We start from the raw sequence: 14,188 nt of genomic DNA, 5'->3' as shown, positions 1-14,188 counted from the left end.
GCCGGAAGTCCGGTCAGTGGAAACGAGCCGCTGCTGTCCGTCCGGGACCTGCAGAAGCACTTCCCCGTGACCAAGGGCCTGTTCAAGCGGCAGGTCGGCGCGGTCAAGGCCGTCGACGGGATCTCCTTCGACGTCTTCAAGGGTGAGACGCTGGGCCTGGTCGGCGAGTCCGGCTGTGGCAAGTCGACCACCGGCCGCCTGGTCACCCGCCTCCTGGAGCCCACCGGCGGCGAGGTCGTCTTCGAGGGCCAGGACATCACCCACATGCCGCAGGGCCGGCTCCGGCCGCTCCGCCGCGACATGCAGATGATCTTCCAGGACCCGTACTCCTCCCTGAACCCCCGGCACACGGTCGGCGCCATCGTCGGCGCGCCGTTCCGCATCCAGGGCATCAGCACCGAGGGCGGCGTCAAGAAGGCGGTCCAGGAGATCCTGGAACTGGTCGGCCTCAACCCCGAGCACTACAACCGCTACCCGCACGAGTTCTCCGGCGGCCAGCGCCAGCGCATCGGCATCGCCCGCACGCTCGCGCTCAAGCCCAAGCTGATCATCGCCGACGAGCCCGTCTCGGCCCTGGACGTCTCCATCCAGGCCCAGGTCGTCAACCTGCTCGAAGACCTGCAGAACGAGCTCGACCTGACGTACGTGGTCATCGCCCACGACCTGTCGGTGGTCCGCCACATCAGCGACCGGGTCGCGGTCATGTACCTCGGCAAGATCGTCGAGATCGCCGACCGCAAGCGGCTCTACAGCTCACCCATGCACCCGTACACCAACGCGCTGCTGTCGGCGGTGCCGGTGCCGGACCCGAAGAACCGCAAGGACCGCGAGCGCATCCGGCTGACCGGGGACGTCCCCAGCCCGCTGAACCCGCCGCCCGCGTGCCGCTTCCACACACGCTGCTGGAAGGCGCAGGAGATCTGCAAGACGGTGGAACCACCGCTCGAGGAACTGTCCAGCGGCCACCGCGTCGCCTGCCACTTCCCCGAAAACGCCGTCGCACCCGCGCCGTCCTTGAGCGGCGCGTCCTGACCGCCCGCTCCTGATCCACGCCCGCCGACGCCATCGCCTCGGCGGGCGTGATTCTCTGCCGCCCTTCAGCCACGCTCCCGCGCAAACCCAGCACCCCGGCCTTCGTCCGCGCAGACCCGGCACCCTCGGGTTCGCCTGGAGGGGCTTGGCGGCTAGGACAGGGCTCCCGGGGTGATCAGGCCGGTTTCGTAGGCCAGGACCACGGCCTGGACGCGGTCGCGCAGGCCGAGCTTGGTCAGGACGTTGCCCACGTGCGTCTTGACCGTGGTCTCACTGACCACGAGCTTGGCCGCGATCTCCGCGTTGGACATGCCCTTGGCGATGAGCTTGAGCACCTCCAGCTCCCGCTCCGTCAGCCGGTCCAGCCGTGCCGGAGTGCTCTCCTGGTAGGCGGAGGGCAGCTTGGCCGCGAACCGGTCCAGCAGGCGCCGCGTCACACTCGGCGCCACGATCGCGTCGCCGTCGGCCACGACCCGGATCGCCTGCACGAGCTCGTCCGGCGGCACGTCCTTGAGCAGGAACCCCGAGGCCCCGGCGCGCAACGCCTCCACGATGTACTCGTCCAGGTCGAACGTCGTCAGCACCAGCACCTTCGGCACATGCGCCCCGGACGCCGCCTCGCGCACGATGCGCCGCGTGGCCTCGATGCCGTCGACGCCGGGCATCCGGATGTCCATCAGCACCACGTCGGGCAGCAGCGCCCTGGTCTGTTCCTGCGCGTCCTTGCCGTCGCCGGCCTGGCCCACCACCGTGATGTCGGGCTCGGCCTCGAGAATCAGGCGGAAACCGGTACGCAGCAGCGGCTGGTCGTCCACCAGCAGCACTCTGATCGTCATCTTCCGTCCTTCAGCGGGAACCTCGCCCGCACCTCGAAACCGCCCCCCGGTCGAGGACCGATGCTCAGGATTCCACCATAAAGCGCCACCCGCTCGCGAATCCCCACCAAGCCATGCCCTGGCCGGGCCGCTCCGGCCGCGCCCCGGCCGTCGTCGGCGACCCGCACGTCCAGTTCGCGCGGCTCGTGCCGTACGGTCACCACGGCCTCAGCCCCCGGCCCGGCGTGCCGCAAGCTGTTGGTCAACCCCTCCTGAACCAGCCGATAAGCCGCCAGCTCGATCCCGGCGGGAACGGGCGTCTCGTGTCCCTCGACCGTCAGCCGCGTCGTCAGCCCCGCCTCGCGCATCTGCTCCACCAGCGCCGGCAAGGCCGACATCCCGGGCTGCGGCCCCAGCTCGGCCGGCGAACCGGCGCGCAGTACGCCCACGATGTCGCGCATCTCCGCCATCGCCTTGCGCCCGGTGTTCTCTACGGCCGACAGCGCCTCGCTGGCCAGCTCGGGATCGGACAGCAGAACCTTGCGCGCCGCCGCGGCCTGCACCGTCATCACGCTCACGTGGTGCGCGATCACGTCGTGCAGCTCACGCGCGATCCGCGAGCGCTCCTCGGCGCGCGCCGCCCGCGTGTCGGCCTCCCTGGCCCGCTCCAGCCGCGCCGCCCGGTCCTTGAGCTCTTCGAAGTACGCCCGCCGCAGCCGGATGGCCCGGCCCACCCCCCAGGCGCCGCCCAGGAGTACCACCACGACGAGATGGTCCGCCCAGGTCAGCGCGTCGAGCGGGCTGAGCAGCGCTCCCGTGGCATAGACCAGAATGGCGAACATCAGCGCCGCCAGCGCCACCGCCAGCCCACGCCTGGCCGCCACCGAGTACAGCAGCACCAGGCCGGCGACGCTGGCCAGGCCCATGCTGTAGCCGAGCGCGTTGAACAGGGTGTCCGGGACCGCGCTCGCCAGCAGCGCCCCGACCGGCCACTGCCGCCGGACGGCCAGCGGCACCGCCGTCAGCACGACCAGCGCCCCGCCCACCAGATCCGGCGACCGTACCGCGTCGGTGGGCTGGCCCGGCTGGGTCAGGAGGCCGGCGGCGTCGTAGAGGAGAAACAACGCGAGCGAGCCCGCGGCCAGCACCACGGCAAGGACCGTGTCGCGAAACAGGGCTCGATCGTTGCGCACGAATTCACTGTAGGCCCAGCTCAAGCCGTGGCTCCTCCTACCTTGGGAGGAATCCGTCCTCCTCACCACCCCGGCCTCAGGCGCGACCACCCCCGCTCCGGCCCGCACCACGAACCCACCCGCGCCGGCCCGCCTCAGGCGGCGCGCCAGGGCCGCGGGCCCTCCGGCCCACACCCGAGGCCGCCGCGAGAGCCGACCCGCCCGACAAGGCCCTTTGACGCGCCGCTCACGTCGTGCGGCGCCGGAGGCCGCGGGCGCCCGGCAAGGCACGCGCGGTCAGAGCCGTGGCGCGCCACCGGCACCGGGGCCGTCGTGCCCGTGGCGCCCTCCGGTCGCGGACCGGAGGCCATGGCGCCAGTGCCGTGCTTCCAATGCCGTGCTTCCGGGGGACTGCCGGAGGCGTTGTGTCGGGGCGTGGCGTCGGACGCGCGCCGTCGAGGTGCGCGTCCAGGGTTACAGCTCGTCGGTCGCCGCCCGGCGGGTGCGGACGGCGTCGCCGGGGCGGCGGTCAGGGACGGGCGGGGGAGTGCCGCCGAACTCCGGGCACAACGCCTGGTGGTCGCACCAGTCGCACAACCGCGAACGCCGTGCCCGCCACTCACCGGTCTCCAGCGCCCGCCGGATCGCCGTCCACAACGCCTCCACCTTCCGTTCGGTGGCGCGCAGGTCGGCCTCGTCGGGGGCGTACCGGAGGACCTCGCCCTTGCCGCCCAGGTACACCAGCTGCAGCAACCGCGGCACCGAACCGCGCAGCCGCCACAGCACCAGCGCGTAGAACTTCATCTGGAACAGCGCCTTGGCCTCGAAGTCGGGCCCGGGGGCGCTGCCGGTCTTGTAGTCGACCACCCGCACCTCGCCCGTGGGCGCGACGTCCAGCCGGTCGACGTAGCCGCGCAGCAGCAGGCCGCTGTCGAGCACGGCCTCCACATACAGCTCACGTTCGGCGGGTTCGAGCCGGGTCGGGTCCTCCAGGGTGAAGTAGCGCTCCAGCATCGCCCGCGCCTGGTCGAGCCACTCGCGTTGCTCGGCGTCGTCGGCGAACATCCCGGCGAACGCGGGCTCCTCGCCCAGCAGGCGCTCCCACTGCGGGTCCAGCAGCTCCAGCGCCGCCGCGACCGACCGGCTCGGCGCGGGCAGGTCATACAGGCGCTCCAGCACGGCGTGGACCACCGTGCCGCGCACGGCCGCCTGCGACGGCTTCTCCGGCAACTGGTCGATCACCCGGAAGCGGTAGAGAAGGGGACAAGTCATGAAGTCGCCCGCCCGGGAGGGGGAAAGGGCTCCGATGATCACCGGTTCGGTCAACGTCATGCACCGCACTGTAGGTCAAGACCCCGACAGAATGGGGGCCGCGAAACCAGGTTCGCGCGATCCGCCGCGTAGCATCAAGGCAGCAACAGCACGATCTCAGAGGGAGTCCAGTGAGCGACCAGCGGCCGCGGCAGGAATTCTCCGGTCTTCGGATGGGAAGCCCGTTCGGCATCCCCGTATACGTGTCGTGGACCTGGCTCATCATCGCAGGCTTCATCACCATCACCTTCCAGGACGTCTTCCGCCTGCCCGGCATGGGGGACTTCGAGGCGTACGGGGTGGCCTTCGCCTTCGCCGTACTCCTCTATCTGTCCGTCCTTCTGCACGAGCTCGCCCACAGCGTCCTGGCGAAGTGGTACGGCCTGCCCGTCCGGCGCATCACGCTCTACCTCCTCGGCGGCGTGTCCGAGATCGAGAAGGAGCCGCCGACGCCCGGCAAGGAGTTCATGATCGCCGCGGCGGGGCCGATCCTGTCGCTGGGGCTGGCGGCGGTGGGTCTGCTGGCCGACGCGTTCCTGATCGACGGGGCCGGCATCCCCGAGATCCTGATCCGGCAGCTGTGGTGGTCGAACCTGATCGTCGGCGTGTTCAACCTGCTGCCCGGCCTGCCACTCGACGGCGGGCGCATGCTGCGCGCGGGCGTGTGGAAGCTCACCGCCAGCCCGGGGCGCGGCACCGTCGCCGCCGGCTGGACCGGCAGGGGCCTGGCGGTCGTGCTGATCCTCGTCCCGGTCGCGCTGTCGCTGCTGAGCGACCGCCCGATCGACACGCTGCAGCTCGTCTGGTCGGTGGTGCTGGCCTCGTTCATCTGGATGGGTGCCAGCCAGGCGCTGAACGTCGCCCGCATCCGTGCCCGCATCCCCCAGGTCAACGCCCGCCAGCTGGCCCGCAGGGCGATCCCGGTGGTCGCCTCGACGCCGCTGTCGGAGGCGCTGCGCCAGGCCGCCGAGCAGAAGGCGGGCGCCGTCGTCGTGGTCGACCACGACGGCAGGCCGGTGGCGATCGTCAACGAGGCCGCCGTCCAGGCCACCCCGGAACACCGCCGTCCGTGGGTCGAGGTGGGCACGCTGGCCAAGTCTCTGGAACCCGCCATGGTCCTGGCCGCCGACCTCACCGGCGAGCCCTTGATCGACGCCATGCGCGAGTCGCCGGCGGCCGAGTATCTGCTGGTGGAGCGGGGTGGCGAGATCTACGGCGTGCTGGCCACCGCCGACGTCAACCGGGTCTTCTCCGGGGTCTGACTGTTTTCCCCCCGCAGGTCTGGCCGATAGGGTGCCATTTGGTCAGACTTGCACCAGTGCGGGGTTTGCCACGGTCCAGGGGTTTCACCGAATCGAGACCTTGGCTCCGCGGCCGACTGGGTATGCGTAAGGCTGGCGGCCAGCACCAAGGTGCCGGTGCCGCACAACCGCCGGCTTCCGGGGAGGAGAGGTTCAGTGACGGACCAGGGCTTCGGAGTGGTGCGTCCGCTTCCTGGCAACGGGCTGGTCGCCTACGTGGGCGGCCTGCTGCTGGTATGCGACGCTTCTGAGGCGACCGGAACCGAGCTGATCGAGGCCTTGCGGGAGACCGCCGCCACCGGTGGCGACGGCAGGGCCCTGGCCCGCCGCGCCGCCCAGGCGCTGGCCCGCGCGATGACCGGCGACCCGGCCACCTGCGCCGTGGCCGGGCCGGTGGGCGGCGGCGTGGCCGTACTCGTCAGCGGGGCGGCCACCGCCACGGTCACCACCGCCGACGGCGAGACCCGCCTGTCCGGCAGCGACTCCCTCACCTGGGCGGACCGGCTCATCACCGGACACGTGCACCGGGTCGAGCTGAGCCTGCCCGGGGCGGGGCAGCCGCATCCGGCGGTCCAGTTCGACGGCGGCGTGGTCGGCGGCGCAGGTCTGGTCGCGGACATGATCGACGCGCCCGCCCAGGCGCCCGCGGCCCCGGCCCCGGCGCCCGCCAAGCCCGCCGAACGGCGCCAGGCTTCGCGGCCGCTGACCGAGGAACTCCCGCACACCGCCATCCACATGGACCCCGACCTCCTGCCGCAGTCCAAGCCGGAGCCGGAGCCGGCTCCCGTGCAGATGGCTCCGTACCCGATGCCGAGCCCGGAGCCCGTCCGCGACGAGCGCCCCCCGTCGGGCCCGCAGCCGACGCCCGAGCCCCACTTCGACCAGCCCTCGTACGAGCCGCAGCAGCCGTCCTCCTTCGATCAGCCGCCGTTCGAGCAGGCTCCGTTCGAGCAGCAGTCCACCTTCGACCAGCCGCCGCCCTTCGAGGCGCAGCAGCCGTCCTCCTTCGACCAGCCGCCGTTCGAGCAGCCCCCCTTCGAGCAGCCCCCGTTCGAGCAGCAGGGCGCGCCGTCCGGGCAGCAGCCCGCGCAGGACCCGTGGGGCCCGCCGCCGCAGCAGGCGCCGCCGTCCGCACCGCCGTCCCCGCCCATGGGCGCCGCGCCGAGGCACGACGACCAGCCCGCCGGCAACGGCGCCGCGCCGTCCGACGGCGACCAGCGCCCCATGGTCTACGGCGTGGACTGCAAGAACGACCACTTCAACGACCCCCGCGTCCCCTACTGCGCGGTCTGCGGCATCGCCCTCGTGCAGCGCACGCTCGTCCCCTACAAGGGCCCGCGCCCGTCGCTCGGCGTCCTCATCCTGGACGACGGCATGGCACTGCCCCTGGAGGCCGACTACCTGCTGGGCCGCGACCCCGAGCGCGCCCCCGAGGTCGCCGGTGGCACCGCCCGTCCCGCCAAGGTCACCAGCCCCGACGGCTCGGTCTCCCGCCGCCACCTGCGCGTCGCCCTGGACGGCTGGGACGTCAACCTCGTCGACCTCGGCTCCGTCAACGGCACCCAGATCCAGCCGCCCGGCGACCCCAACTTCTACGACATCCCCCCGAACGAGCCCGTCACCATCACCCCCGGCACCACCGTCCGCGTCGGCGTCTCCCGCACCATGCGCTTCGAGGCCCATCGAGGATGATCAGCGCTGTTCCGCCGAGGGGCGCGTCTCTCAGCGTCCGCTCCTAGCGTGGTGGCTCCTCGCGTTTCGGCTCCTCGCGTTTCTGCTTCTCGCGTTTCGGCTCTTGGCGTTACGGCAAGCCACGCCCACCCCCACCCGCCGTGGGTGGCGTGCGGCCCTCCAGGGGAACGGTCATCGGCCGCGCGCCCGCGCCGCCGCGACGCGCGCTTCCCCGGCCGGCTGACCGCGCCCACCACACCCGGAGGCGCCCCGGAGTCCGCGGGCACGCGGCAGGCACCCAGACGCATGACGCGACAGCCAGATGCGCGAGGCCGTGGGCACGCGAAGTCGTGTGCACGTGAGGTTGTGCGCACGTGAGGTCGTGGGCATGTGAGGTCGTGTGCATGTGAGGTCGTGTGCATGTGAGGTCGTGGGCATGTGACGGGTGTGTTTGGTGGGTGGTCAGTGGCGGGTCAGGGCCTTGGCCAGTTCGGCGGGGGAGTTGACGCCCAGCTTCCAGTAGGCCTGGTTGCGGTGGTTCATGGCGGTCCGGATGGCGATGCCCAGGCGCTCGGCGATCTCGCGGTGGCTCAGGCCGGCGGCCGTCAGCTTGGCTACCTGGAGTTCCCGGCTGGTGAGGTTGGGGGCGGCCAGGCCGCGCAGGGCGGGGGTGTCGACGCCCTGACAGGCCCCGGCCAGGGACCAGGCCTCCGTGGCCGCCGCCCGTGCCGCCTTCTCTCCCCGCGTGCGGCGTAGCAGGGACGCGGCCTGGGCGGCCGCCTCGGCCGCGTGCAGGCGCAGGCCCAGGGTGTCGAAGCCGGCCGCCACGTCCAGGAGGCCGCCCGGGTCGTCGGCGGCCAGGGCGCGGGCCTGGCGGGCGGCCAGCCGTACCCTGGAGCCGTCCATCACCGAGGTGAGCTCCTCCAGGCGGGGGAGGGCGGAGTGGGGCGCGCCGAGGCGTACCGCGTCGTGCAGGGCCACCGACTCGAACGCCGACAGGCCCGCCTCCCGGCACTCCGCGGCGGCGGAGAGGGCGAGTTCGGCGGCGTGTTCCGGTTCGCCGGCCGCGGCGGCTATCCAGACGCGGGTCAGCGCCACCCAGCGGGTGAACGCGGTCCACGTGGCGCGGTTGCGGTCGAGGGCGGCGCGCAGGGTGGCGCGGGCGGCCGGAGCGTCACCCCGGAGCGCCTGAACCGCCGCATACGCCCCCATACAGCCGCCCACGGTCACGGCGGTCTCGTGGTTGGCCGGGGAGTGGAGGATGAGGAGCGCGGCGCCCAGCTCGCCTCTGAGGGTCGCCGCGTGGCCCCGTGACAGCGCCAGGCTGCCCTCGCCGCGCGACCATCCGCGCTGACCGGCCAGTTCGGCGCGCATGGAGGCGATCGCCTGGTCCATGAGGGGGAGGTCGCCGGCGAAGTAGCCGCACATGGCCCACGTGGAGTGCAGGGGCGAGACCAGGGCGGGGATGCCGTCGCGCCAGGACTGGGCCTCGTCCAGGGCCTCGCGGACCAGGTCGGCGGCCTCCCGGGTGCGGCCGGAGTAGCAGAGGGCCAGGGCACGGGAGTTCAGCACCTGCGCCCGCGACACCGGGCCCAGCCTCACGCCGCGCGCCCGTGCGGGACCGGTCGTCTCTGCGGGAGGGGCCATCGCGTCGGGCAGGGCCGCTTCCTCCGGGAGCGTGGCCGCCTGAGGAAGGGGCGCGTCCTCCGGTGGCGGCAGGCCGGAGGTGCCGGTGACGACGGCCTTCAGCGGCACGGGGTCGCTGGTGCCCGGCTCCTCCACGGGCCGCACGATGGACGGCGGCGCGCCGGGCCGAGGCGGTGAAGAGGCGGGCGGACCGGTCAGGGGGTGGCGGTGCGGGGCCGGGCCGGAAGGGCGCGGGGGTGTGCCGGAGGACAGGAGGGTGTCGCTCAGGTGGAGGGCGTCGGCGGGGCGGGCGGCCGATGCCGTCAGGGACAGGCGGCGGGTGGCCAGCTGCAGGCGCAGGGCGGGATCTCGCAGGGACTTCTCGGTGGTGGCCAGCAGGTCGAGGGCGTCACCCAGGCGGTCCATGCCCCAGGCCAGGTTGCTGGCGACGGCCTGGACCAGGCGGGCGCGGCCGGGTTCGTCGCGGGGCGGGGCGACGGCGTCCAGGACCGCGCGAGCCCGGTCGGGCTGCTGGGCGTAGTCGAGGACGGTGGCCAGCTGGATCGCCGCCGCCGCGTTTCCGGTGACCGTGGCCGTGGCCGTGTCCGTGTCAGTGTCAGTGTCGGTGGCCGGGGCGCCGCGGACCGTTGCGGGCGCGCTCGCCGTACTCCCGTCCGTGCCCGCCTCCACCGCGGCCTCGCCCAGGCGGATCGCGGTGGGGTAGTCGTGCGCCGCCCACGCCAGGCGGCAGGCGGCCAGCAGCGGCTCGGGGGCCGCGCCCAGACCGGCGCTCAGCCGCCACACGGTGACGCGGACGAGGTCCTCGACGCGGCGCAGGCCGGTGGGCTCGACGGCGGCGACGAGGTCGGCGTGCCTGCGGCGGCGGCGCAGTTCCGGGCAGTGTTCGCGGGCGACCTCGCCGTAGAGGGGATGGCCGAGGCGGGCGATCTCGCGGCGGCGGTCCACGGCGACCTTGATGAGGCCGCGTTCCTCCGCCTCCAGCACCGCCTCCTCCGAGCACAGGGCCGACAGGGTCCTGGCGCCCACGGGCTCGGCGAAGGCCGTGTACTCCAGTACCGCCTTCAGGGCGGGTGACAGGGCGCCGATGCGCTCGTGGATGAGGTCGGCCAGACGCGGGGCCAGCGGCGGGTCGCCGGTCAGCTTCCACACGCCCTGGATGGGATGGAGCGATCCAGCGGCGCGCGCCGCCGTCACGACCTCCTGAAGGAACAGCGCGTTGCCCTCGGTGATCTCCCCCAGGCGCCGGGCGGTGGCGTCGTCGGGCGGCCCGCCGAGCGCCGCGGCGAGCACGGCCACGAGGTCGGCGTCGCTGAACGGGTCCACGTCGAGACGGCGGACGTGGCCGTCACGCCAGAGTCCGGTCATCGAGTCGGGCGCGGGTTCTCCGGTGCGGAGCGTGGCCACGAGGCGGGCCTGGCGGCCCCGTACCAGGGAGGCGACGACCTCGGCCGAGTGGCTGTCGAGCAGGTGCGCGTCGTCCACGGCGAGGACGAGGGTGCGGCCGCGGGCCTGTTTGAGGAGTTCCTCGCCCGCCCAGCGCAGCGTGTTGACCAGGTGGGGCGGGTGGTCGCGGGGGATGAGGTCGGCCAGCGCGCCGTTGGGGATGCCGCTGGCCGCCTTGGTCGCGGTGATCGGCAGGAGCGTGACCCTGGCCGGCCGGAAGGCCTCCAGGATCTTCCCGGCGAGCCTGCTCTTGCCCACGCCGGCGGGACCGGCGACGAGCACGCCCTGCGCGGTCGGATCGCGCGCGAGGCGGACCAGGTGTTCCAGTTCCTGCCTGCGCCCGGCGAACGGCCAGGTCTTCATACTGGGAGATTACGCCCTTGATGCAATTAATGTGATCGAATATCTTCCGTTCTGTGGCGCGGTGGGGGGCGAAATTCGACGTCGATTGCCCGGGTTGCGGACGGCAGACTCTGGCCCGTGAAGCGGACGCGCCGCACCGGGTTTTTCTCCCGTCCGAATTGCGGCCTTTTGTGCTGGCCGCCTGCCAGAGTTGCCGTCAGGTGATGCTGCTGCTGTCCGGGGAGCCCGCGCCCGACGCCGACCCCGACGACCTGCCCGCCCGCCCCGCCGAGGTGCTGTGGCCGGCTCCCGGGCGGGGGATCGGCGAGCAGGTCCCCGTCCTCGTGCGGGCCGAGCTCACCCAGGCCAGAGCGGGCCTGCGCGCGGGCTCCGGGGCCGCGGCGGTGCTGCACGTGCGGCGCCTGCTGGAGGCGGTCTGCGCCGACCACGGCATCACCGGCCGCACGCTCTTCCACGCCCTGCGCGAGCTGCGGGCGGCCGGCCGGATCGACGGCTGGCTCCTGAGCTGGGCCGAGGAACTGCGCGAACTCGGCAACGAGGCCGCCCACCTCGGCGCCGCCCCTCTCACTCGCCAGGAGGCCGCCGACGCGGTGGAACTCGCCGAAGCCTTCATTGACTATTTATATGTATTTTCCCCGAAATATCGTGACTTTCAGGTACGGCGGGCGCGCCCACCCGGGAAACGCCGTTCAACGGCCGTCGAGACCACGGCCATGCGCATTCTCCGCAAAACGCGTACGCCTTTCGCCGTCCACCCCTATCCGCACGACCCCGCCCACACCAAGTCCCGCGCCGCCGTGGCGCTGGCCCTCGGCGTCCCGCCACCCCGCATGCTCAAGGCCGTCGTCCTCTACCTGGGCCACCACGCCGTCCTGGCCATCGCCGCCATCGAGGGCCGCATCGACGAGAACGCCCTGGCCGCCGCGTTCGGCGCCGGCGCCGCCCGGGTGGCCACGCGGGCCGACGTCGAACGCATCGGCGAGGCGATCGCGGCCGACGTCCTGAGCCCGGTGGCGCTGCCGTACCTGCCGTCGGTGCTCGACGCGGGCGCGGCCGGGCAGGACAGCGTCTACATTCCCAGCGGGCGGCACGGGCTGGAGCTGGAGCTCGCGCCCCGGGACCTGATCCGGGTGACCTCCGCCCGGACCGCCGCGATCGTGAAATGAGAGCCATGCCGGACATCACGCTGGAGGGGGAGGCCGACCTGCTGCACTCCCTGGAGGAGTGGCTGCGCGACGTGGACGCGCTGCGGGGGCGGGTCACCTCGCGTACGGCGCCGCCGGGGCCGGGCCGGATGGGTTCCGGGCAGCCGGAACTGCTGGTGGCGGTGGAGGGCGAGGCTCAGGCGGAGGCGCTGGGCCGTACCGTGGAGATGTGGCTGCGGGTGCGCGGGCGGGGCGTCACGCTGAAACTGCGGGTGGGACAGCAGGTGACCGAGCTCGACCTGCGGGGTGATGTGGACGTCGACCGGCTCGCCCGCCAGGTGGACGCCCTGCTGCGCGAAGCCCTCCACACGGCGGGCCCCTGACACCCGGCGCCCACCCTGAGACGGACGGCCAGAAGCCCAGTCAGGCGGGAACATCCGACCGCGCGGTCACGGGGGCGAAGGCCCGCAGATCGTCAGGGGGCGAAGACCTGCGTTGCGGCGGTCACGGGACGAAGGCCTGCGGCACACGGTCACGGGCGACGGCCTGCGACGGGTGGTCAGGGGGCGAAGGCCTGGACGCCGCGGAGCAGGCGCACGGCCGCCTCCATCCCGCTGGCCGCCTCCAGCGCCCGCCCCGCGGCCGTGGCGAAGCGGCCGAGCAGGTGGGTGTCGAAGTCGTCGAAGTCCCGCCCAGCGGTCCACAGGAACGCCTGCTCCCGCGTCGCCAGCGGCACCGGCACCGCCAGGAACCCCGGCTCGCCGACCGGCACGTCCCGCGCCAGCAGCACGGGCCCGTGGCAGACGGCCAGTTCCTTCAGCACCCCGGACTCGGCCAGCCAGGCCCGTACGCGCAGCGGGTCGCCCGGCGGGCCGTGCAGGGCGACGGACCTGGCCAGCTCCTGGAGCGGATCCACCTGGACGAACCCGGCGTACCCGGCGGCCGTCACGACCGCCGCCGACCGGGCCAGGCGCTCGATGAGCGCCCCCACGTCCACGCGGGAGAAGTCCTGGATGAGATCGTGCACAGCGACGTCGGTGCGGCTGATTCTCATGGAAGTCCCAACGGCCGGCGGTGCCTGATGGGTCGGTGGTTTCGACTATTACCTCCCAAATACGCCGTTGGCCAGACCTTCAACCGGTAATCAGGATTTTTCCCCCAGTTTGGGATGCAGGAGCAGCCACTCCACGTCGTCCGACCAGCCGCCGTCGAGGCGGGGGAGAAGCTGGCGGTGAATGTGCTGGCGGGTGAAGCCGGCCCGCTCCAGCACCCGGTGGGAGGCGGTGTTGTCCACGGCGGTCCCGGCCGTCAGGCGGCGCAGCGGGGTGGCCGCGAACACCCACTCCACCAGCAGCGCCAGCGCCCTGCCCATGAAGCCCTTGCCGCGAAAGCCCGGCGCCAGCGAGTAGCCGACCATGGCCTGGTGGAGCATCTGCGCCACGTTCACCAGCTGCACGTGCCCGGCGAAGGCGCCCGTGGCCGCGTCCTCGATCACCACCTCCACCCGCTGGCCCGACATCCACCAGAAGCCCGTGTAGCGGCAGCGGCGGACGTAGTCCGGCAGGGAGCCGGGGGGCGCCAGCGCGTACGAGCGCACGACCGGGTCGTCCATCATCGCCTGGAACCCCTCGACGTGTTCCTCGCCGATCGGCGACAGCCGTACCACGCCGTCGGTGAGGTGCCCGCCGGGGAAGAAGGGGAAGTACGGCTCGGCCGCCTCGCCCGGCTCGCCCGCCACCCTGCCGAACGTCACCTGGTCGTTCCTGCTGCCGTCGCGCAGCCGCTTGCCCTCGCGCCTGATGCCCTCCTGCCGGAACCCGGCCTTGTAGGCGGCGCGCAGGCTGGCGAGGTTGCTCACCTCGGCCTCAAGCTCGACGCGGGCGGCCCCGTGGTCGAGCGCCCAGTCGGCGAGCGCCCTGGCGACGGTGCTGGCCACGCCGGTGCCGCGCGCGTGCGGCGCGACCAGGTAGCCGACCGAGGTGGTTCCATAGCGGTCGATCGGCTGCAATCCGGCCGAGCCCACGAAACGGCCCTCGCGGGTGATCGTGAACTCCGCGCCGCCCTTCGCCCATTTCTCCTCGGTCACGCGCAGGTAGTCGCGGGCGTCCTCGGCCGTGTACGGCGAGGCGAGGAACGGCAGGAACCTGGCCGTCACCGGGTCGTCACACGCCTGCACGACCGCCTGGGTGTCGTCGTCGGTGGGGGGCCGCAGCAGCAGCGGGCCGGCGGAGATCACATCGCGCGGAAACATCCCCCCTTCATATCGCGCGTCTGGGACCAGTCGAAAT

General features: G+C 73.0%; 11 protein-coding genes. 5 read left to right on the top strand and 6 right to left on the bottom strand.

Annotation, left to right across the window (positions count from 1 at the left end):
* Positions 1-30 precede the first annotated feature (30 nt).
* Positions 31-1,032, top strand: a complete 1,002-nt coding sequence (locus ACIBKY_RS48065) for an ABC transporter ATP-binding protein (RefSeq protein WP_397108245.1) — start codon at positions 31-33, stop codon at positions 1,030-1,032.
* A gap of 152 nt (positions 1,033-1,184) precedes the next feature.
* Here the strand turns inward: ACIBKY_RS48065 and ACIBKY_RS48060 are convergent, their stop codons facing one another.
* The 3 genes from ACIBKY_RS48060 to ACIBKY_RS48050 all read right to left on the bottom strand — a co-directional run bounded on the left by ACIBKY_RS48060 (position 1,185) and on the right by ACIBKY_RS48050 (position 4,351).
* Positions 1,185-1,868, bottom strand: a complete 684-nt coding sequence (locus tag ACIBKY_RS48060) for a response regulator (RefSeq protein ID WP_379622191.1) — start codon at positions 1,866-1,868, stop codon at positions 1,185-1,187.
* Positions 1,865-3,040, bottom strand: coding sequence for a histidine kinase (locus ACIBKY_RS48055; RefSeq protein WP_397108165.1), 1,176 nt, complete (start codon positions 3,038-3,040; stop codon positions 1,865-1,867). The genes ACIBKY_RS48060 and ACIBKY_RS48055 overlap by 4 nt, the downstream gene beginning before the upstream one ends.
* 453 nt (positions 3,041-3,493) lie before the next feature.
* Complete coding sequence (locus ACIBKY_RS48050; protein WP_397108163.1) at positions 3,494-4,351, bottom strand: RecB family exonuclease; 858 nt, start codon at positions 4,349-4,351, stop codon at positions 3,494-3,496.
* 152 nt (positions 4,352-4,503) lie between these two features.
* On the opposite strand from ACIBKY_RS48050, the gene ACIBKY_RS48045 reads away from it, so the two are divergent.
* Positions 4,504-5,592, top strand: coding sequence for a site-2 protease family protein (locus tag ACIBKY_RS48045; RefSeq protein ID WP_397108161.1), 1,089 nt, complete (start codon positions 4,504-4,506; stop codon positions 5,590-5,592).
* Between the two features lie 195 nt (positions 5,593-5,787).
* Positions 5,788-7,323, top strand: a complete 1,536-nt coding sequence (locus tag ACIBKY_RS48040; protein ID WP_397108159.1) for an FHA domain-containing protein — start codon at positions 5,788-5,790, stop codon at positions 7,321-7,323.
* A 441-nt stretch (positions 7,324-7,764) separates the two neighbouring features.
* Here ACIBKY_RS48040 and ACIBKY_RS48035 read toward each other — a convergent pair whose 3' ends face one another.
* A complete protein-coding gene (locus tag ACIBKY_RS48035; RefSeq protein ID WP_397108157.1) occupies positions 7,765-10,755 on the bottom strand; it encodes an AAA family ATPase in 2,991 nt (996 codons plus the stop codon).
* A gap of 203 nt (positions 10,756-10,958) precedes the next feature.
* On the opposite strand from ACIBKY_RS48035, the gene ACIBKY_RS48030 reads away from it, so the two are divergent.
* Entirely contained in the window at positions 10,959-11,921 is a 963-nt protein-coding gene (locus tag ACIBKY_RS48030; RefSeq protein ID WP_397108155.1) for a DUF4145 domain-containing protein, read from the top strand.
* A 5-nt stretch (positions 11,922-11,926) separates the two neighbouring features.
* On the top strand, positions 11,927-12,283 hold the full coding sequence (locus ACIBKY_RS48025) for a hypothetical protein (protein WP_397108153.1): 357 nt from the start codon (positions 11,927-11,929) through the stop codon (positions 12,281-12,283).
* Positions 12,284-12,459: 176 nt separating this feature from the next.
* On the opposite strand, the gene ACIBKY_RS48020 is transcribed toward ACIBKY_RS48025, so the two are convergent.
* Positions 12,460-12,954: a hypothetical protein gene (locus ACIBKY_RS48020; protein ID WP_397108151.1), complete on the bottom strand. Its 495-nt coding sequence runs from the start codon at positions 12,952-12,954 to the stop codon at positions 12,460-12,462.
* 90 nt (positions 12,955-13,044) lie between these two features.
* Positions 13,045-14,151 (bottom strand): GNAT family N-acetyltransferase, encoded by a 1,107-nt coding sequence (locus tag ACIBKY_RS48015; RefSeq protein WP_397108149.1) that lies wholly within the window; start codon positions 14,149-14,151, stop codon positions 13,045-13,047.
* Positions 14,152-14,188: the final 37 nt, after the last annotated feature.

Origin of the sequence: Nonomuraea sp. NPDC050394, assembly GCF_044459065.1 — a bacterium.
Taxonomy (GTDB): Bacteria; Actinomycetota; Actinomycetes; order Streptosporangiales; family Streptosporangiaceae; genus Nonomuraea.
This window is presented reverse-complemented; position numbering and strand designations above follow the sequence as displayed.